Source organism: bacterium, assembly GCA_023382385.1.
GTDB lineage: Bacteria > Electryoneota > RPQS01 > RPQS01 > RPQS01 > JABWCQ01.
The window spans coordinates 219582-238153 of record JAHDVH010000002.1; the positions used below are offsets into that span (position 1 = coordinate 219582).

An 18572-nucleotide genomic window follows, 5' to 3' on the forward strand; every position below is an offset into this window, starting at 1 on the left:
TCCAAGGTCAATTACTTTTTCAACAAATCACGAATCTCTTCAAGCAGCATTTCGGACTTCGGCGGCGGCGGCGGCGCGGCGGGCGCGGCCTGTTCCTTGCGGCGAGCGGCATTCATGGCTTTGACGAGAATGAAGATTGCGAACGCAGTGATCAGGAAGGTGACAATCGCATTGAACCAGTCGCCCCACGCCATGACCACCGCACCGGCAGCCTGCGCGGCAGCTAATGATGGATACGGCCCAGCCGTGGTTCCCTGCTTGATAACCAGGAATAGATTGGAGAAATCGACATTGCCCAGCAACAGTCCGATAGGGGGCATAATGATGCCATTTACCAGCTTGGAAACAATGGGGCCGAAAGCGGCGCCCATGATGATACCAACGGCCATGTCCAGGACATTGCCGCGCATCGCAAACTCTTTGAATTCCTTTAACATACGTAACTCCCTGTGAAGTGAGGCGGTATATTGTAATATATGGCTATCTATGTTCAGAAACAAACATCCTGAAAACAAGCAGGGCCGTCACAAAGTGACGGCCCTTGCTGCAAAATATTTGCAATCGCCTACATTCCGGCCTGCACGTGCTCCGACAGCCAGATGGTCGTCTCGAGCAAATCAGTCTCGTGTCCTGCCCCGTAGACAAGAGCATGCACAAAGCCATCGGCGCCGATTACGTAAATGCAGGGACGCTTGGCCGCATTCAAATCGAGATCCAAGGCTTCCTCACTCTGCACAAAGTTGATGCGCCAGCGCGTGCCGTTGCGGTCCGTTTCGGAAATGACTTCAGGCGCATTGGCAGCATTCCCGCCGACATTGATCGCATAGACCGGCCATTTGATCTTGTTCTCGCCGATAGCCTTGTTTATCTCTGCAAGCGAATTATTTATGCAGATCTCCGAACCCATTGACCAGTAAATCAAGAGCGAAACATGCCCGCGCAAGTCCGACGGTTTCACCTTCTCGGCGGGTTTGCCTACAGTCGCGAGTTCCACATCTATCGGGTGATCAGGGACGATGCCATTGATTAAAGCGAAGTATGCTTCGGCGTCGCGCTGAATCAAGTAGATATCGAGCAGTCGGGTGCGGGTTGTTTCATCCTGTGAATCGGCAATTAAACTGGATTCATAGGCTTCTCGCGCACGCGCAAGATCTCCCTGCTCGTCGTAGAACATTCCCAGAAAATTGTAGCCTTCAGGCCGTGAAGGATCCTCGAGGATGGACTGCTCGATCCGCGCGCGCACCAACTCGTAATCCGGCTGCTCCTTGTGCCACTCGGTGGCCATGTAGCACAGCCAGAGGAAGGAATTGTGCGGTTCCCGTTCGACCCACGCCGCAACTTGCTCTTCCGGCAACTGGAAATTTGTCGCACGCGCGTACAGATAGAAACTCGCAGCGTTGTTCAGCCGCTCATAACGCTGGCGAAAGAACTCAGGTGCGTCAGGAAGAAGTTTAGCAATCGCGACTTGCACTTCCTTTCCCGCCGCGACATCGTTGGGAAACTGCTCAAGCAAGGCCAGTCCACGTTCCAACCGTGTCGCGGAGTCAAGAGCGAAGAGATTCGCCTCTGCTACGGCTTGTTCGGCACGAGTTCGCACAACAGGCACCGGAGTGGCGGCATGTGACGTAAACGCCACAATCAACAATGTGATGAGGATTGGCATGAGTGGCTCCTGAATAGTATTACAAGATAGCACTCCCGCAGGTCCTCGGCAAGACGCGCAGACTAAGAATCTCCCGAACAGAAAGGCCCGCTCTGAAGAGCGGGCCCGAAACTTAGTAATCGTCGTCTCCACCGGAATCATCGCTGCCGCCGTATCCGGAATAGTCTTCATCGCGTTTACGAGCGGCAACACGGCGTTTCAGACAGTTGAAACAGACACGCTCAATCGACAACCATCCAAACTGCTGTCCGCAGTCCACACAGGTCTGTTGGCGGGGCGGCAGCCGCTTGGGACGCGGAGGAAGCGGCGCGGGCGCAGGCGGGCCGATCAGGTCCGGGTCTAGAATCAGCGTGCCGGACACCGGATCAAGGTCATCAATGAGATCTTCAACCTCCTCGATCTCTTCTTCACCCTCCATATCCTCAACCAGAAACTCCTCGGTCGCACTTCGCTTCTTGCCGCGCACCGGTTTGCGGGCTGCGTCGCGCTTGCGCTTCTTCGCTTGGCTCGAACCTTCATCCTCATCGTCTTCACCGTCCGAGGCGGCAAAAACATCCTCAATCGAAGCTGGATCAAACAAGACCTCATCTTCATCGAAGAGGTCATCATCCTCGATATCAATATCCGGAACAATTGCTTTCACAGGGGCGGGTTCTGCGCGATCTGTTTTCGGCTTGCGACCGCGTGGTGCAGGGGACGGCTCTTTCTGAGTGGCAGGAGGGGCTGTCGTTTTTGCGGCTTTCACCGGACTTGCCGTCTTGACTGCCGGCTTCGTCGTTTTCGTGGCTGCCTTGCCGCTCTTCTTTGGGGTGTCTTCCCCGCTCTTCGGAGTCTTAGTCAATTTCGTCTTAGTCGGCTTTTCAGGGGTTTTCTTTGTGGACTTGGCAGTGTTCGGCTTAGCCCCCTTTTTCGGAGCGGACTTCGCAGAGGAGTCAGAACTTTTCGACTTCCCTTTTGTTTGGGGGGGCGGATTCTTGCGCGGAGCCATCGCGAATTTTACCTCGCTTTCGAACGAATTTGGGCGGCCATTTGCCTCTACCTGTGCAGTAACGTGAACCTGCCTGCACAAGTTCCCGGACACTTGACCGGGCGCTCGCTGTCTGCGGGCAGAGCGAACCAATATAGCCGACCTGCAGGCAAGCTGTCAAGTGACGAGTAAGGGGCTCCGAACGAAGTTTCTGCTTGTTGTATTATTTATTATATTGTAAAAATTATACTTAAATGACTGCAATTCACTTCGGCATCGTACCCCAAGAGGCATAGCCTGGGATCACGGGATACAAGTGGACTTGGCACCTTACTTGCGACAGTTCCTAAGATGCAAATGACCGAGATCCCAAGAGGACCAAGTTCGGAAAAGGCTGTTCAGATCGGAATCTCAGAACCGGCCGAGGAAATCGGAGCCGCAGCAGTGGGAAAACTACTGTTTGTCTCGATGAACCCGGACTCCGTCAGAACCCCGATCCAGCAGCTTAAGTGGCACGGCCTCGAAGTCCGCATAACTTCCAGCACGCTGAATGCGCTGGGGTTGATTGCCGACTACGACCCCGAAGTGCTCTGGCTGCACGATTTGGACAGCGAACTGTCGCTCGAAGAAATTCTGGACGCTCTGAAGATACCGCGACAGATCAACCCGATTGCGGTGATCATCTCGCCCGGACTGAATGCCCGAACACGTTGCATCGATTTTGGACCGAGCGACGAGGTACTTGATCTGCAATCGTGCGCCGATGCGCCGACGCAGTTGCTGCAGTTCGTAAAACTTGCGAAACTTGAGCGGCAGGTCATCCGGCGCGAGCGCGAGATCTTTGATTCGCTTCCCAATGCGTTGCTGGTTGTCGACCGTAAACTGACCCTGTGGAAAGTGAATCGCCGTGTCAGTCAACTTCTCGAGATCGCTGATCCCGACTTCCGCCGGAAAGCCCTCGGCCGACCGTTGGGATCCGCCTTCGCTGCGGCGGGACTTGCGAAAGACGAAAAGTCGGCATTCCCGCAGTTAGTGGGAAGCATCAAAGAGTGTATGCGATCCGGGCGCGAACGATTTCGCGCAAAGGAGACGATCGGCGGTACGGAGCGACTCCTGTCGGGCGAGATCACGCCGCTCGTGCATAGCCCCGAACATGTGCTGATTGACCTGCGCGACATTACCGCCGACGAACAGGCCGTGCTTGCCGGTGCGCGCCGCGAACGACTCGCGACCATCGGTAATCTTGCGGTCGGAGTCGCACACGAAATACAGAATCCGAACACGTTCAGCCGCGTGAATGCCGCAAACTTGAAGATGATGTTTGATGCGCTTCGTCCGCTCCTTGCGCAAACGGCGAAGGATGTCGGAAGCAGGATTGGCAATCTGCCTGTGGACGTGTTTTTGAGCAAGATGAGCGAAGCCATTTCCGCAGTGGACATGGCAAGCCGTCGGATTGAATCCGTGTTGGGCACCTTGAAATCATTCGGCCGCGAGGATGACGGTCAACCGGACTCGGTGGAACTAAAGTCAGTCATCGGCGAGGCCGTGATGCTGGTCGGGCACGAAGCCCGCGGCAAGGCGGAGATTCAGATCACATTGCCCGATACGCTGCCGCCTGTCACGGCTCACGCGACCGGATTGTCACAGGTGTTGGTGAACTTGCTGCAAAACGCATTACAGGCGTTTGACGCGCCGGGTCCGCAGGCGAGACGGAACGGCCCTGCGTGCATTCGCATCACCTGTGAAGCGATTAATGAAGATGAAGTGATTCTTGCGGTGGCGGATAACGGTCCGGGAATACCCGAATCGCTTCAACAGAAGATCTTTCGCCCCTACTTTACGACGAAGCCTCAAGGTCAAGGGACGGGCCTCGGGCTTTCGATATCTACGGATATGCTGCACGGGTTCGGCGGGGATATGACTCTGCGCAGCCGTGAAGGCGAAGGGGCTACCTTTTACATCAAGCTGCGGCGGTTCGAAGCACCGCCGGTCAATTCATAAGGAGCAGGCATGGCCTACAAGGTAATGATCGTGGACGACGAGGAATTGATTCTGTCCTCGCTTGAAACGTTTCTCACGCTGCGCGGTTTTGAGGTCGCGACGTGCAAGGATCCTCTCGAAGCGCTTGAGCGCATCGAGTTCGAAAAGTTTCACGTGATCCTGATGGATATCAATATGCCGCAGATGACGGGCATCGAGCTGTTGAAACGAGTCAAGACGGCGCGGCCTACGGTGCAGGTGATCATGATGACCGCATACACCACAATTCAAAAGTGTATCGAGTGCGTCGAACGCGGCGCCAGCGACTACCTGCTGAAGCCCTTCGAGAATATGGAAGAGTTGGGAGACTTGATCGAAGAAACCAGTCGCCGCGTGGCGCGCTGGGAAGAAATTGCCAAGGAGAGTCTGCGCAATCCCCGCGACGTCACCGCACATCAATTGTAATGTATAGAGGCGGAATGCCTTCCGCCTCATTGTGGATTTCCTCGCGGCAACGAAGGTCGCGACAAAATGAAACCGCAAGCACGGGATGTGTTTGCGGTTTTTTGCGTTTGATCTGCACGTCCGGAGGCCGCACTGGGCTTTGGACTCTAAAAGTATATCTGCGCGCCGAGCAGGTAGGTCAGATAGGAAATTTTGAACTCAACATCTATGTTGTCCGACTCGAAGGCTGCCGTATACCGATGATACTGCACGCCCGCGTTAAACATCAACGGCAACTCCGGCAGCCGCGCGGACCCGCCGCCTTCGATGAACCAGCCCCACGTATTGTCGGAGGTCAGCTCTTCAATCAAATCGTCAACCGGACCTTGCTGCTTGAAAACTCCCTTGGTCTTGCCGACACTGACACCTCCGCCCACAGTCGGAGTCAACGGAGTGGCCAGCGTTCCCAAGATGTGCCAGCGAAAACCTGCCAGCCAGCGGCTGTTATTCCTCCATTCGACATCACCGTCGGGTTGCCGCTCATCGAAATCCACGATACGATAACCGACATACAACTGTCCGTTGTCCGATACCGCGCCAATGTTGAACTCTCCGCCCATCACTCCGGCCGCATTGCCGTTAAAGGTTCCCTCGACATCGTCGGCTGCTTCTCCAAAATCACCGGTCGGAGCATTCCACTGCGCACTCGCTCCCAGAAACAGGTGCGGAACTTGAGCTTTTGCGCACGAAGCGCTAAGACCGAGAACCGCAAGCATCATGAGTATTCTCTTCATGCTGCACATGGATCACCTCGTCGCTTATGAGACATCATGTTCATGCAAGCAAAATCACATTCATCCGACTTCCTGTTAAACCTCACACGGTCTGCAATGGTTCCTCACGACTGAAACACCTGACACATCTGTCCGTACAAAATTGAAACCGCAAACTCTAACTGAGTTTGCGGTCTTTTGCTCCGGAAAAGTCTTTTATTCACTTAGTCGAGGAGGCCGCATGCCTCTCCAATTCGGCCCCTTGGTGCGTAACTTCAATGCCAATTCGTCTCAATTAGTTATTGAACAAATGGTTACTCGTTACGCTATTTTTGGGAACAAACACTTGACAACAGGCGTATGATGTATTATATTGACACCACTTCACGCGCCCCACCGCTCAAGCCCGCTCCAACGGTTTGTAGTGCTTTTCCATCCAAGCCTTGTAGTCCGCCTGTTTTAGTTTGATATCCCGCCACCACTCTTCGTGCTCGAGATACCACTTCACGGTCTTCTCAAGTCCCTGCATAAAGTTGTGTTTCTTCACCCAGCCTAACTTCTGAATCTTCTCGGTATCCACCGCATAACGGCGGTCGTGGCCGGGCCGATCCTGCACATACGTGATCAGCTCTTCCCCCTTGCTCAAGAGCTTCAGAATCGCGTGCGTAACGTCGATATTATACTCTTCGTTGTGCGACCCGCAGTTGTAGATCTCGCCGACCGCCCCTTTCTGCAGCACCAAATCCAGCCCGTCGCATTGATCTTCCACAAACAGCCAATCCCTCACCTGCTTGCCGTCTCCGTAGACAGGCACAGGCTTATTCTCGATTAGATTCGTGACAAACAGCGGGACCAGCTTCTCGGGATATTGATACGGCCCGAAGTTATTCGACGAGCGCGTGATCAGCACGGGCAAACCGTAAGTGACAAAATACGAACGCGCGAGCAATTCGCCGCCGGCTTTCGCTGAGGAATACGGCGATGACGGCGAGAGCGGATCGGTCTCCTTGAAGTAGCCTTCCAGCCGCGAGCCGTAGACTTCGTCGGTCGATATGTGCAGAAAGCGCTCGACTTTTCGCCGCCGCGCCTCTTCGCACAGCACATACACGCCTTTGACGTTAGTCATCACAAACAGATCGCCCGCGTGAATCGAACGGTCAACGTGCGTTTCGGCGGCGAAGTTCACCACCGCGTCGCAGCCCTCCATCGCTTCGGCCACCTTCTTCTCGTCGCAGATATCGCCGTGCACAAACCGGTAGCGCGCGTCACTCTCAACGTCTTTCAAATTGTCGAGATTCCCCGCATATGTCAGCGCGTCCAGATTCGTAATTTTCAAGTGCGGATACTTTTTCAACATATACCGCACAAAGTTGGAGCCAATAAACCCGGCCCCTCCGGTTACAAGCAGGTGGTTCATGAAATGCTCAAGACTCGTGTCCAAAGTCCATCAAATAGAGATCTCCATCAATCTTATAGAAAGTTACGTCGGTTCTACCGTACCTCTTCAAGTCTGCGAGAGTAACGGGTGCACCTGACGTCACTCCTAATCGCTTCCGGAAGTATTTACCTAATATACTGTTATTCTCTGGCGTATGAATTCCCTTTCGATTATCTTGAGCCATAGTACACCAGAAGATCTCACCATCGTCTGTTTGAACAAGAAACCAATGCGATCTCGGAGGGAAGAAGTAAGGATCAGCCTTATGAATGGAAGCCTGCACTGGAATGTACGCCTGATCCGGGTCCCGACCGGGCCGTTGTCCCCAGTTCAAGCCTGAGTGCCAGTGCATGCCACCCCTGGTAGGCAGCAAACTTACTTTCACTTGCTGAACGCTGTCGTCCCTATCAGCGATGCCATGATCAAGTCTCGCTCTGTTTATGGCTACTTGATCTCTCGTTACCTTAGTGACATACTCCTGCGCCTTCTCTGAACGGCATTCAACAGAGCGAATGTTTTGCGCAAGTAGAGCATGATACCGCCTTATTGCAAGAGGGTCGCATTCAACGATACACTCACGGTTGTCCCTAAAACCTCCCCAAGTGAAGTTCGCCGAACCTGCGAACCCTGCACGCGAAGTTGCGCCATCGAAATATGCGTAGCACTTTGCGTGGCATGGCGTCGCATCCAAGAAATACCTACACTCAAACCTCTCTTTGAATCGATCTGACAAATCGATAAAACCTCTGTGGTCGGGCTCTGCTACGCCCGACCGTGTTACCATTCCTACAAGTAACTGAACGTTGAGCTTGGAAGAAGTTTCCAAGATGTGTTTTGCAAACGCCGCACTGGCAAAACCACTTACGCAATATAGCGTACTTGAAGACTTCACTATCGAATCACCAAAAACAATATCATATAGATTTTCCGTTAACATTCGTCTAGAGTCCTCACTGTGTCAAGGAAGTCTGATTGAGTATGAATGTGATCTAGATTCGCTTCTACGTGATCGTAGGATACGCCTACAAGTGTTTTGAGAACAGACGTGCATATCAGTCGCGCCGCATGTGGAGGTACCGCCATGCCAATTTGTTTTCGAACAGATTCTTTTGAACCCTCAAAGACAAAAGTATCGGGAAATGTTTGGAGTCGTGCGCGCTCTCTGTTCGTTAGCGCCCTCGGTTCCTTCCAATGATACACATGCGTGCCACCTCCGCCACTACCTGTTACAGTATAAGCCGGCTTATAGGGGTCGAGCCTTTTATAAATGTGGCTCATTCTGACGTTCGGCACGTTTAGACGAAGATGCCTTGGAACGTTTTCGTGCCAAGCATTCCCGCCTGGAGGTATGTGGCGCAATCTCTCAATTACAGATTTGGATTGGCGCGTGTGTTCATGATTTGCGGCGTCATGAGGAATTGGAGGACACTCCAGAGCATCATAGGCAGTCTTCCTAAATTCAGGGGTTGTTGGTGCTGGCACCTTGAATTTGAGGTCAAGATCTGTTCTTATGCCGACTATGAGCACCCTGTGTCTGGTTTGTGGAACTCCGTAATCTTCAAATTTATAGAGATGCGCCGTTAAATTGTAACCAAATCCAGCGTGTTTGAGGTCATCTAGAATCGAGACGAAAGCTCTTCCTTCATTAGCGCTTCGCAGTCCAGAAACGTTCTCAGCAACAAACCAAACTGGCTTGTGCACTTCTAAGACTCTTACTCCGTAACGATACAGAGGACCAAAGTTTCCATTAAGGCCAAGTTGTTCACCAACCATGCTGTAGTCGTTGCACGGAAAACCGAACGCAAGTGCATCTATACTGCGTAGAGAATCAATGTCCAAACTCCGCACATCACGATTAATAACGAGCTCTGGTGATTGAGGACAAATGTTTCTACGAAACGTTGCACAAGAGTCCGCATCAATGTCATTCGCCCAACAAGAAACGATTCTATACTCAACACCCTTGTACCTAATGCACGAGTTTGTCGCTCCTAGTGATAGTCCACCGGGTCCGCTAAACAACTCGCCAAGTCTGAAACTGCATGTCCCCTCGCTAATTTGCACAGCGCATCCTCTTTGCCAAAAGCCTTCTAAGTTTGTAATCCTCTTTCGTCTCGCATTCCCACACTATGACAACTTTCCATCCCATCGTGGTCAAGACCTCGCAAACCTCTCTGAATCTCAAGACATTCCGTTTGAGCTTCGTTCCCCAGTACTCCGTGTTAGTCAATGGCATGCTTGCGCGTCGACATCTTTCGTGCTGGTGCCAAAAGCAACCATTCACAAAAACAACTACTCTGTGCGACTTAAGGACAATATCAGGCTTCCCGGGCAGATTCGCGTCATGTAGCCGAAAACGGTACCCCATACAATGTAGAATAGATCGAACTCGCAACTCAGGTTGTGTATCTTTCGATCTAATCCGAGACATATTCCTGGATCTTTGAGAACGCGAGACCATGTCAGCCTCTCCATCCCTCTACTTAAACACAATATCCCAGTTATACGGAATCTTCGGGTCGTCGAAGGCAGCGCGGTGTTCGTCGGGATTCTGATAATCATACAGATGATCCGGACAATTGACCACCACGCTTTCCGATTCGCTGATGCACTTCCAGCCGTGATAAACTCCCGGCGGAATAACGATCAGCATCGGATTGTATTCCCCCACGAAAAACTCGTTGATCTCACCTTTCGTCGGTGAATCCTCGCGCGCATCGTAGAGCACGACCTTGATCATCCCCTTCACGCACGTCATCTGATCCGACTGCTTCTTGTGAAAGTGCCACGCCTTGACCACACCCGGATAGTTGGTGGTCATATAAACCTGCGCAATCGTCAGATAATCCGGATCGTCCTTGCGCAAAATCTCCATCAGCCGCCCCCGCTCGTCGGGAATCAGCCGCAATTTCTTTGTTACAACGCCTTGAATCATGTCTCTCGGTTTCTTCCTCTATCTTACCTTTTCAAATAGTCTTTCAAACCCTCTTCCCACGTCGGCATCTCGTTGCCCAAAGCCAGCGCGTAAAGCGCAGGGGACAGCCGCGAATTCTTCGGACGCGGCGCCGGACGCGGATGCTCCTTTGACGTGCACGGCATCACCGGAGTCGTCACGCCTTTCAACTCGAGCGCTTTCTTCGCAAATTCATACCATGTCGTGTAGCCCTGATTCGTGACGTGATACGTGCCGAACGCGCCGCTCTCGCTGATCCGGATCAACTCCGGCACGAGATCGGCCACAAACGTCGGTGAACCGTGCTGATCGTTCACAACTTTCAATTCGTCGCGTTCGCGCGCGAGCTTCAAAATCGTCTCAATGAAGTTCGGGCCGTTCTTTCCGCACAACCACGACACGCGCACGATATAAAACCACGGACAGATTGCACGCACGAATTGCTCACCCGCGTATTTCGACTTGCCGTAGACGCTGCGCGGATTGCCCGCATCCCATTCGTCGTAAGGCGAGTCCTTCGTGCCGTCAAAAATGTAATCGGTCGAAACATACAAGAGCGGCACACCGAGCGACTCGGCCGCCAACGCCATATTCTGTGTGCCGATCGCGTTGACGCGCATCGCCTGCTCGGGATCGGTTTCACACTGATCGACGTTTGTGAACGCGGCGCAGTGGAAAATAAACTCCGGATCGGCTTCGCCCGCAAGTCTCAATACGCGTTCGCGGTCGGTGATGTCCACTTCCGGCAGACTGAAACCCGTAACTTCGTCTCCCTGATCTTCGCAGGCCAGCGACAGCTCGCTGCCCAGCATGCCGAGCTGTCCGGTGATAAGAATGCGGCGCATATTCTAAGCTGTTGTGCGTGGTGTGATATTCAGCAAAACAAATGTCAAAGCGGCGGGAATCAGCGGCCCGAAGTAGTTCGCGCCCTCCCACACCGCGAACTCGAACTGATTGGCCTGCAAATCTCCCAGCGCCGACCAGAACATCGTAACAAGCAGCGAGACCAGGACTCCCTTGATCCACATCCGCTCACTCAGTTCCGTACGCAACGCCAGATAGAGCAGCGTCGCCGCGGTCGTGAGGAGAGATACAATTTCCAGCGTCGGCCCGAGCATTCCCTTCGCCCAGAAGAATCGCGTCAGCGGAAAATAGCGTTCCGGATTCCACAGGTAAAACGGCAATTGAATCAGAACGAACAGCCCGATCGCCGCGAATCCATAGGCAAACCCGCTCTTGCTGCTCTTGCGCAAAAGAAAACCCGCGATCAAAGCGAGCAAATAGCCGAACACAATGCGCGAACTCGTAACGCACGCAGAAAGCAGCGCGCTGAAAGACTTCGCAACCACTCCGCCCCTCGTCCACGCGCGGAAACTCCAAATCGTCACGAGCAGAAACGCGCAGCCCATCGCAAGCATATCCGATCCTGTCACGGATAATTCCCAGAACACCGGCGCGCTGAAACACAGAATCAGAAAGAGCGTACCGAGTCGCAAGCCGAACCACAGCGCGATACAACCCGCCGTCACCGCGACCCATACGGGCGACAGCAACTCCATCGCCTGCGCAAACACGAACGGTAGCGACAGCACAATCCACCCCGGCCCGGCACTCACCCACTCCTGCTTGAACGTCTCGCCTTCGTAAGGATTCAATCCCTGCACCAGTCGTTCGCCGCCGACCACCAGCGCATCATCCTGCGGACTTCCCCGTCCCTCAAATTTCAGCGCGTCCGCATACGGATAAACAGTCATATTGAGTATGACATGCAGCGCAATTAATGAGACGAACAGCACGCGCGAATTGAACAGACGCCTGAAACTTTTCGTGCGCACCAGCCACGCGTAGACGGCAAATGCGGCGACAAAATAGAGCGGAATCAGAACGTGCAGCGACTCGGGCAGATACTTGAGCAGTGCTCTTAGCGAAGGAACCTGCAGACTCCAAAGGAGCAGCCACGGTCGCCAGTCGAGGATAGAGCGCGCCACGAAAAATTAGTCGAGCGAGTAGCTGGCCTTGACTACGGCGGTGATATCCTTCTCTTTCGAGGACGTGTCATAGTAGCCGTAGTCGGAGACGTCGGTCGAGTTGCGCGGCGTGACTTGAAAGACACCCATGCGCGCATCGCGCAGTTCGCCAAGCTTTGCGCCCGACGATTCGGCCATGACTTTTGCACGTTCGGCGGCGTCCTTCATCGCTTCACCGAGCATTTCGATGCGCAGATCGGCGAGCTTGGTATACAGATACTGCGCGCCCCACGATTGAAACGGCACGCCTTCGCTGATCAGTTGATCTGATTTCTTGATCAACTCGCCGACCGCATCCACGCGCGTCGAACGAATCTCAAATGTCTGATTCACACGAAAGCCGAGAATCCGGCCCGTAAAATTGCCGTACTGATTGTATTCCTGAATCTGCTCACTCGACACAGGTTTCATGGTCAGTTCGGCATCGGGAACTCCGTTCTCCTTGAAGAACTTCTGCACTCGTTCGCCGTGCGCGCGCACCGACTGATAGGCCTCCTGCTGTGTGGCCTCCTGTGCGGTGACGTTGCCCGACCAGACAATCAGATCCGCGACAATCGGCCGTTTTGCCGAACCTGTGACGGAAATCATGTCGCCGACTTTGCGCATCTCGACCAATTGATGACCGAGAACAAATGACGCGGCCACTATCGCAATCGCGATAAAGAACAAGCCGCCGTTGTTGTCTTTTGTGTCTGCCATATGTGACTACTTTCGCGTCATCCGGAACGAAGTGACGGATGACAAAAGTGGGACGTATTCCCTTAAAACCAATTCTCCTTCAAGTCCGGCTTGACCTGCTCGGCTACCAACCGCGACGCGCGATAGAGCGATGGAAACGTCCCCGCGTCCGTCCACCAGCCTTCGATGGTGGATGAGGTCAGCGTCCCCTCGCGCAGGTAGGCGTTGTTCACGTCCGTGATTTCGAGTTCGCCGCGCGCGGAGGGTTTCAGAGTCGAAATGATCTCGTAAACGTGCGCGTCGTACATATAGACGCCGATGACCGCGAGATTCGACTTGGGAGCCTTCGGCTTCTCTTCAATCGATAGCACCTTGCCGCTCTTGTCCACTTCGGCAACGCCGAAGCGCTGCGGGTCATGAACTTCTTTCAGCAGAATCTTCGCGCCTTTTTTCTGCGCTTTGAATTCATCCACATGCGGCTTAATGGAATTCTCGAGAATGTTGTCGCCGAGAATCACGCAAATCGGATCGTCGCCGGTGAATTCGCGCGCGAGCCTGAGCGCGTCCGCGATGCCGCCTTCGCCTTCCTGATACGCGTAATTGATGAACGACAGCCCGAACGCCTTGCCGTTGCCCAAAAGATTCAAAAAGTCACCCGCATAGTGTCCGCCGGTGACGACCACGATTTCATTGATGCCCGCGTCGACGAGCGTCTGAATCGGAAAATAGATCATCGGCCGGTCGTAGACGGGCAGCAGATGCTTATTGGTGATTTTGGTCAACGGCAGCATGCGCGTACCGAGACCGCCCGCAAGGATAACACCCTTCATGTGGAGTAGTCAAAAATGTAAAGTGAGAATGTGGAAGAAATTGAAAATGCTGCAATCAGCGCGGCGCATTGGGTGCGGCTTCACGCTGCCTCATCTCCTGACCGCGAACAATGACAAACGCGACCAGCGAAACGAGAAAGAACACGAGCAGCGCCCACGCGATGCCTTGAATCGTGCCGACAATCGAGCGGTAGATTTCCAGCGTCCACGTCTCGTTGTTCAACACCGGCGGCTGCCACTCCTGGCCTTCGTGCTTCTGCTCGACACCGGGCCGATCCACCCAGCGGCCCTGCGATCCTTCGGTGTATTGCTCGAGTTTGTAGAGATTCACGCCCGAGCTGACTCCGACCACGATGACGGCGAACAGGATGTACCGCTGCCACGCGGCGGAAATGTCGTCCCGCAGCACGCGCGTCAGGATACCGCCGATGGACTTGCGAAAGACCAGCGCCACGATCACGCTCGTGAGCAGGGACGTGATCAATGTGGCAAATAATAGTGAGAAGAACATGATGTCTCCTAAAAGTGCAAATCGCCGCTGACCAGCGCGCCCGGCTCAACGTGCGGACCATTTAGAATGGCGCGGCGCGTACTTTCGTCAACATCGTCGAGAAAGAAATTCCATTCGCGATGGTCTTCGGGTTTCAATCCCTGCTCAACGATGCGCACGCGCTTGACCAAATCGAGGTCCTCTTTAGGCACGCGATAGCGCGGCACGATCACCCCCAGCACATGAAACTGCTTGCTGCCCGCTTCCTGAACAATCAGACACTTGCGGTCCGACACCTGCCCATACCCCCAGCCCACAGCCGCGAACGCCCGAATCGATGCCTCGGGTCGCGTGAGGTAGATGTTAAGTCGGCAAGTGCCCTCGGAAATGGTTCCGAGCATACGGCCTCCGCACGGGTCAGGGGTTCCGCAAAGGGGAAAAATCGGACTACAGCAAGTCAAAAAGTTAACGATTCCTCGCCGGAGAGTCAAGCTAACTTCCTCTCTTTTCTTAGCTTGGGAGCTGTTTCGCTTGCATTTGCGCGGCGGGAAAGTTACCTTTTCGGGATGGCTGCAACTCGATTTTACCTGATTGGACCCGGCGCTGTAGGCAAGGTGCTCGCCCGCCGGCTCGTAAACTCCGGCTGGCAATGCGCAGGCGTCTGCGGTCGCGGCTCCGCGGCGGGCCGCAGATTGGCCAAGGAGCTTCGCGCGGGCTACGTCTCGTCGGTGGAACACGTTCGGTTGGACCGAGGTTTCATCCTGCTGGCGGTCGGCACGGGACAACTGGCGTCTGTTACTAAAGAACTTGCCAAACAAGACCTTAACTGGTCGCGTATCAAAGTCCTGCATCTGAGCGGCACCCTGGACACCAAGCCGCTTTTACCTCTGTCCAAGCTTGGCGCAACGGTCGGAGCTTGTCATCCCTACATGACGTTCCCGAGGTTTTCAGGGGTCGTCCGAGCCGGATCCAAGGAGGAGCGCCACGATGTTTCCTTCCCGTTGATTTTCGGGATTGACGGAGATACCAAAGGACTTGCGGCTTGCCGAAAACTTGCTAAAGCCTGTGGTGGCAAGAGTTTAGTCGTGCAGGGCAGCGACCGTGTAGCCTACCACGCCTCTGCCGTATTGGCGTGCACGCTGCTGGGCGCAAATCTTGTAATGGCCGAGACGATCCTGAAGAAGCTTGGTCTTGACCCAAACGTTTCGCGCGAGGCGGTCCTGTCGATTGCTCAGGAAACCCTAAGCAACTTTGCGGAGTATGGAATAGACCGGTCATGGACCGGCCCGGCGGTGCGGGGCGACCGCCAGACCATCGCGGCGCACGTGCGGGCGATAGGCAAGCTGGACCCGGAAGCCGCCAAGGTCTATAAGATGCTTTCGGAATGGGTTATTAAAAGGCGGGTGTAGGCTTACGATGAGTCCGCGATTCTCACGACAAGTAGCCTCAAACCTTGCATGGCAAGTAGCTTTCTACTCTTGATTTTCTTCTTTTCATTTCATTAGGATTTCATGCCCGAAATCACCAAGAAAATTCTCTGGGCGGACGACGAGATTGACCTGCTGGAAGCGCATGTCCTGTTCTTAGGACAGCACGGCTACGCGGTCACCGGCGTCACGAACGGAGACGACGCCATCTCGAAAGTGGATAGCGAGTCGTTCGACTGCGTGTTGCTCGACGAACACATGCCCGGTCTGGACGGACTGGAGACAGCGGACCTCATCAAAACCAAGCGTCCCGATTTGCCCGTGATCATGATCACGAAGTCGGAAGAAGAGTCGTTAATGGACGACGCGCTCGGAGCCAAAATCGCCGACTACCTGACCAAGCCGGTCAATCCGACACAGATTCTCGTCGCTCTGAAGAAAGTCATTGACAAATCGTCCATCGAGCAGCGAATCACGACGCGAGATTATCTGGTCGAGTTTCGTGAGATTGCCATGAAGCTCAACGAGAGTCCGGGCTGGCGGGACTGGGCGGATATTCATTCGCGGCTGTCGTGGTGGGATATTCAACTTGACCGCCTACCGGACGAAGGGCTGAAGCAATCGCTCGAAGGCCAGCGCACCGAATGCAATGTCGAGTTCGGCAAGTTCATCGAGAAGCATTACGAGAATTGGGTCTGGGAGCAGAGCGAGCGTCCGCCGCTCTCTGTGGACGTCGTGCAGAAATTCGTCGCGCCACGCCTGAAGGCGGGCGAGAAGGTGCTCTATCTGGTGATGGACTGCATGCGCTATGACCAGTGGATGGCGATTGAGCCGCTGCTCTATGACAACTTTCGCGTGACACGCGACTTTCACTTTTCAATTCTGCCGACGGCAACGCCCTACAGCCGCAACGCACTGTTCGCCGGATTGTTTCCCTCGGAAATCGAGAAAGAGATTCCCGGACTTTGGCAATCGGCGGATGAAGATGAAGGCAGCTCGAACCGCTTTGAGCGGCAGCTGCTGGACATGCAGCTGCAGAGATTGGGAATCACCGTCGAACCGGAAGCACGTTACGTCAAAGTGCTGGACCCCGAAGAAGCCTTGGTGACGGCCAAGAAGGTGTCGCAGTTCTTCGATCGCAAGCTGGTGTCGATGGTGTTCAACTTCGTGGACATGCTCGGTCACGGCCGCAGTCATTCCGACGTGCTGCGCGAGATTCTGCCGCACGAAGCCGGCTATCGGTCGGTCATCAAGGCGTGGTTCGAGCATTCGAGCCTGCGGCAGATTCTGCAAGCGTTTGCCAGACAAGGCTGGACGGTGATTGTAACCAGCGACCACGGCTCGATTCGCGGGCAGAAAGGCGCGAAAGTGCTCTCGGACCGCGAAGCATCGACATCGCTGCGTTACAAGTACGGCCGCAATCTGCGCGTGGACAAACGACAGGCGCTCGTTGTTCCGCAGCCTGAGAATTTCAAATTGCCCAAGCGCGGCATGAACACGGGTTACATCGTCGCGAAGGAAAATTACTATTTCGTGTATCCGACCAACTACAACAAATATCTTTCGCTCTATAAGGACAGCTTCCAGCACGGCGGTGTTTCTCTCGAAGAGATGATTCTGCCGGTCGCCATCCTTGAAGGCAAAGGGGCATAACCAACTTCTCTCACACTTGCTGATTTTCATATCCGTCGTTGTCACGATTCTCGGGCTGCTTCACTGGTTTCTGTACACCCGTTTAGTTTCCGCACTCGAAATCACCTCTCCCGCAATTCTCTGGCCGCTGCGCATCGCCGCAGCCTTCCTTGCGGTTTCCTACATTCTCGTCCGGATACTCGAACAGAAGTTCCCCGGCGCGCTTGCCCACGCTCTCGATTGGATCGCATCCATCTGGATCGGCATGATGTGGCAGTTCCTGTGGATCACGTTCCTGTTTTTCCTCGTCAAGATCGTGCTGGTGATTTCCGGCGTCTGGGGCAATCAGACGCTCGAGACGCACGTCCTGATTGGCCGGTATAGCTTTTATTTTGTGACGACTGTGGTCGTGCTGTTGTGCGGCTACGGAATATACAAGGCAACCGGACCGGCGCGCGTGGTCGAAGTGGACGTTCCGGTCAAAGGGTTTCGCCCTGAGTGGCGCAATTTCACCATCGCCATGCTCGCCGACTTTCATGCGAGCAACACAAACGGTGAATCACGCATCGCAATGTGGTGCGAACAGGTGACGGGATTGAAGCCGGACCTGATTCTCGCGCCCGGAGACATCGTTGACACGCCGGCCAATCAGATACCGGAAGTAGCCAACGGTTTCCGCAAACTTGCCGCTCCGTTGGGCGTGTTCAGCACGACGGGAAATCATGAATACTACGTAGGGCTTGGGCCGGCGATAGACCTCATGAGGCGCGGCGGGTTTCAAGTCTTGATGAATGAGACGCGCGAGCTTCCGAACGGAATTCGCATTTCAGGAATCGAAGATCGCACAGCCAGACAGATGGGCCGTCCGCTTCCGGCATTTCTGAGCTTGATTCCGGATGATGACACCTCTGATGTGCAAGTGCTCTTGATGCACACTCCCGGCACGGGCGACGTGCAGCGGGCGATTGACGCAGGTTTTGATCTGGTGGTGAGCGGACATACGCACGGCGGTCAGATGTTTCCATTCACGATGTTCACGAAGATGGCATTCCCGTATCACCACGGATTGTATAAGGTCGGTGACGGCTATCAGCTCACTACCTGCGGGATTGGCTACTGGGGACCGCCGATGCGCATTGGAAAGCCGCCGGAAATCATGCTGATCCGGTTTGTGCCGGACAGCGAACCGGCCCGCTGCGAGTGGAAGTGACCAATAAACAAAGCCCGTCTCGAAAGAGACGGGCTTTCACATCAGACGCGCGCATACGTC

21 protein-coding genes are annotated in these 18572 nt (G+C 54.4%); 6 read left to right on the plus strand and 15 right to left on the minus strand.

Annotated elements, in window-relative coordinates:
- Window positions 1–11 precede the first annotated feature (11 nt).
- The 3 genes from mscL to KJZ99_05185 all read right to left on the minus strand — a co-directional run bounded on the left by mscL (window position 12) and on the right by KJZ99_05185 (window position 2306).
- Complete coding sequence (gene mscL / locus KJZ99_05175; GenBank protein MCL4305284.1) at window positions 12–437, minus strand: large conductance mechanosensitive channel protein MscL; 426 nt, start codon at window positions 435–437, stop codon at window positions 12–14.
- Window positions 438–565: 128 nt separating this feature from the next.
- Entirely contained in the window at window positions 566–1663 is a 1098-nt protein-coding gene (locus KJZ99_05180) for a hypothetical protein (GenBank protein ID MCL4305285.1), read from the minus strand.
- Between the two features lie 112 nt (window positions 1664–1775).
- Window positions 1776–2306 carry a hypothetical protein gene (locus KJZ99_05185; GenBank protein ID MCL4305286.1) on the minus strand — a complete coding sequence of 177 codons (531 nt, stop codon included), beginning with the start codon at window positions 2304–2306 and terminating at the stop codon, window positions 1776–1778.
- Between the two features lie 67 nt (window positions 2307–2373).
- Between KJZ99_05185 and KJZ99_05190 the strand changes: the two genes are divergently transcribed.
- From KJZ99_05190 to KJZ99_05200, 3 genes are all read left to right on the plus strand, one after another.
- Window positions 2374–2718, plus strand: a complete 345-nt coding sequence (locus tag KJZ99_05190; protein MCL4305287.1) for a hypothetical protein — start codon at window positions 2374–2376, stop codon at window positions 2716–2718.
- Between the two features lie 269 nt (window positions 2719–2987).
- A complete protein-coding gene (locus KJZ99_05195; GenBank protein MCL4305288.1) occupies window positions 2988–4631 on the plus strand; it encodes a hypothetical protein in 1644 nt (547 codons plus the stop codon).
- A gap of 9 nt (window positions 4632–4640) precedes the next feature.
- Complete coding sequence (locus KJZ99_05200) at window positions 4641–5075, plus strand: response regulator (GenBank protein ID MCL4305289.1); 435 nt, start codon at window positions 4641–4643, stop codon at window positions 5073–5075.
- A gap of 146 nt (window positions 5076–5221) precedes the next feature.
- Here KJZ99_05200 and KJZ99_05205 read toward each other — a convergent pair whose 3' ends face one another.
- The 12 genes from KJZ99_05205 to KJZ99_05260 all read right to left on the minus strand — a co-directional run bounded on the left by KJZ99_05205 (window position 5222) and on the right by KJZ99_05260 (window position 14644).
- The gene (locus KJZ99_05205; protein ID MCL4305290.1) at window positions 5222–5848 is read right to left on the minus strand and encodes a hypothetical protein; all 627 of its coding nucleotides are present in this window, start codon (window positions 5846–5848) and stop codon (window positions 5222–5224) included.
- 379 nt (window positions 5849–6227) lie between these two features.
- Window positions 6228–7244, minus strand: coding sequence for a dTDP-glucose 4,6-dehydratase (gene rfbB / locus KJZ99_05210; protein ID MCL4305291.1), 1017 nt, complete (start codon window positions 7242–7244; stop codon window positions 6228–6230).
- Window positions 7245–7251: 7 nt separating this feature from the next.
- Window positions 7252–8157: a phospholipase D family protein gene (locus tag KJZ99_05215; protein MCL4305292.1), complete on the minus strand. Its 906-nt coding sequence runs from the start codon at window positions 8155–8157 to the stop codon at window positions 7252–7254.
- 38 nt (window positions 8158–8195) lie between these two features.
- Entirely contained in the window at window positions 8196–9323 is a 1128-nt protein-coding gene (gene dcm, locus KJZ99_05220; protein ID MCL4305293.1) for a DNA (cytosine-5-)-methyltransferase, read from the minus strand.
- Complete coding sequence (gene vsr / locus KJZ99_05225) at window positions 9319–9726, minus strand: DNA mismatch endonuclease Vsr (GenBank protein ID MCL4305294.1); 408 nt, start codon at window positions 9724–9726, stop codon at window positions 9319–9321. The genes dcm and vsr overlap by 5 nt, the downstream gene beginning before the upstream one ends.
- Before the next feature lie 18 nt (window positions 9727–9744).
- A complete protein-coding gene (locus tag KJZ99_05230; GenBank protein MCL4305295.1) occupies window positions 9745–10200 on the minus strand; it encodes a dTDP-4-dehydrorhamnose 3,5-epimerase family protein in 456 nt (151 codons plus the stop codon).
- 23 nt (window positions 10201–10223) lie between these two features.
- Complete coding sequence (rfbD, locus tag KJZ99_05235) at window positions 10224–11063, minus strand: dTDP-4-dehydrorhamnose reductase (GenBank protein ID MCL4305296.1); 840 nt, start codon at window positions 11061–11063, stop codon at window positions 10224–10226.
- A gap of 3 nt (window positions 11064–11066) precedes the next feature.
- Entirely contained in the window at window positions 11067–12206 is a 1140-nt protein-coding gene (locus tag KJZ99_05240) for a hypothetical protein (GenBank protein ID MCL4305297.1), read from the minus strand.
- A gap of 6 nt (window positions 12207–12212) precedes the next feature.
- A complete protein-coding gene (locus KJZ99_05245) occupies window positions 12213–12944 on the minus strand; it encodes an SIMPL domain-containing protein (GenBank protein ID MCL4305298.1) in 732 nt (243 codons plus the stop codon).
- Between the two features lie 62 nt (window positions 12945–13006).
- Window positions 13007–13753, minus strand: a complete 747-nt coding sequence (locus KJZ99_05250) for an NTP transferase domain-containing protein (protein MCL4305299.1) — start codon at window positions 13751–13753, stop codon at window positions 13007–13009.
- Between the two features lie 55 nt (window positions 13754–13808).
- Window positions 13809–14264, minus strand: coding sequence for a hypothetical protein (locus KJZ99_05255; protein MCL4305300.1), 456 nt, complete (start codon window positions 14262–14264; stop codon window positions 13809–13811).
- 8 nt (window positions 14265–14272) lie between these two features.
- Entirely contained in the window at window positions 14273–14644 is a 372-nt protein-coding gene (locus KJZ99_05260; GenBank protein ID MCL4305301.1) for a hypothetical protein, read from the minus strand.
- A 165-nt stretch (window positions 14645–14809) separates the two neighbouring features.
- Between KJZ99_05260 and KJZ99_05265 the strand changes: the two genes are divergently transcribed.
- The 3 genes from KJZ99_05265 (at window position 14810) to KJZ99_05275 (ending at window position 18512) form a co-directional block, all read left to right on the plus strand.
- Complete coding sequence (locus KJZ99_05265; protein ID MCL4305302.1) at window positions 14810–15652, plus strand: DUF2520 domain-containing protein; 843 nt, start codon at window positions 14810–14812, stop codon at window positions 15650–15652.
- 102 nt (window positions 15653–15754) lie between these two features.
- Entirely contained in the window at window positions 15755–17323 is a 1569-nt protein-coding gene (locus KJZ99_05270; GenBank protein ID MCL4305303.1) for a response regulator, read from the plus strand.
- Window positions 17324–17339: 16 nt separating this feature from the next.
- Complete coding sequence (locus KJZ99_05275) at window positions 17340–18512, plus strand: metallophosphoesterase (protein MCL4305304.1); 1173 nt, start codon at window positions 17340–17342, stop codon at window positions 18510–18512.
- The last annotated feature ends 60 nt before the right edge of the window (window positions 18513–18572 follow it).

Coding starts and splice junctions, on each gene's coding strand:
- mscL (MCL4305284.1), bottom strand. CDS start 437: ATGTTAAAGGAATTCAAAGAGTTTGCGATGCGCGGCAATGTCCTGGAC.
- KJZ99_05180 (MCL4305285.1), bottom strand. CDS start 1,663: ATGCCAATCCTCATCACATTGTTGATTGTGGCGTTTACGTCACATGCC.
- KJZ99_05195 (MCL4305288.1), top strand. CDS start 2,988: ATGACCGAGATCCCAAGAGGACCAAGTTCGGAAAAGGCTGTTCAGATC.
- KJZ99_05200 (MCL4305289.1), top strand. CDS start 4,641: ATGGCCTACAAGGTAATGATCGTGGACGACGAGGAATTGATTCTGTCC.
- KJZ99_05205 (MCL4305290.1), bottom strand. CDS start 5,848: ATGAAGAGAATACTCATGATGCTTGCGGTTCTCGGTCTTAGCGCTTCG.
- rfbB (MCL4305291.1), bottom strand. CDS start 7,244: ATGAACCACCTGCTTGTAACCGGAGGGGCCGGGTTTATTGGCTCCAAC.
- vsr (MCL4305294.1), bottom strand. CDS start 9,726: ATGGTCTCGCGTTCTCAAAGATCCAGGAATATGTCTCGGATTAGATCG.
- KJZ99_05230 (MCL4305295.1), bottom strand. CDS start 10,200: ATGATTCAAGGCGTTGTAACAAAGAAATTGCGGCTGATTCCCGACGAG.
- rfbD (MCL4305296.1), bottom strand. CDS start 11,063: ATGCGCCGCATTCTTATCACCGGACAGCTCGGCATGCTGGGCAGCGAG.
- KJZ99_05245 (MCL4305298.1), bottom strand. CDS start 12,944: ATGGCAGACACAAAAGACAACAACGGCGGCTTGTTCTTTATCGCGATT.
- KJZ99_05250 (MCL4305299.1), bottom strand. CDS start 13,753: ATGAAGGGTGTTATCCTTGCGGGCGGTCTCGGTACGCGCATGCTGCCG.
- KJZ99_05255 (MCL4305300.1), bottom strand. CDS start 14,264: ATGTTCTTCTCACTATTATTTGCCACATTGATCACGTCCCTGCTCACG.
- KJZ99_05260 (MCL4305301.1), bottom strand. CDS start 14,644: ATGCTCGGAACCATTTCCGAGGGCACTTGCCGACTTAACATCTACCTC.
- KJZ99_05265 (MCL4305302.1), top strand. CDS start 14,810: ATGGCTGCAACTCGATTTTACCTGATTGGACCCGGCGCTGTAGGCAAG.
- KJZ99_05270 (MCL4305303.1), top strand. CDS start 15,755: ATGCCCGAAATCACCAAGAAAATTCTCTGGGCGGACGACGAGATTGAC.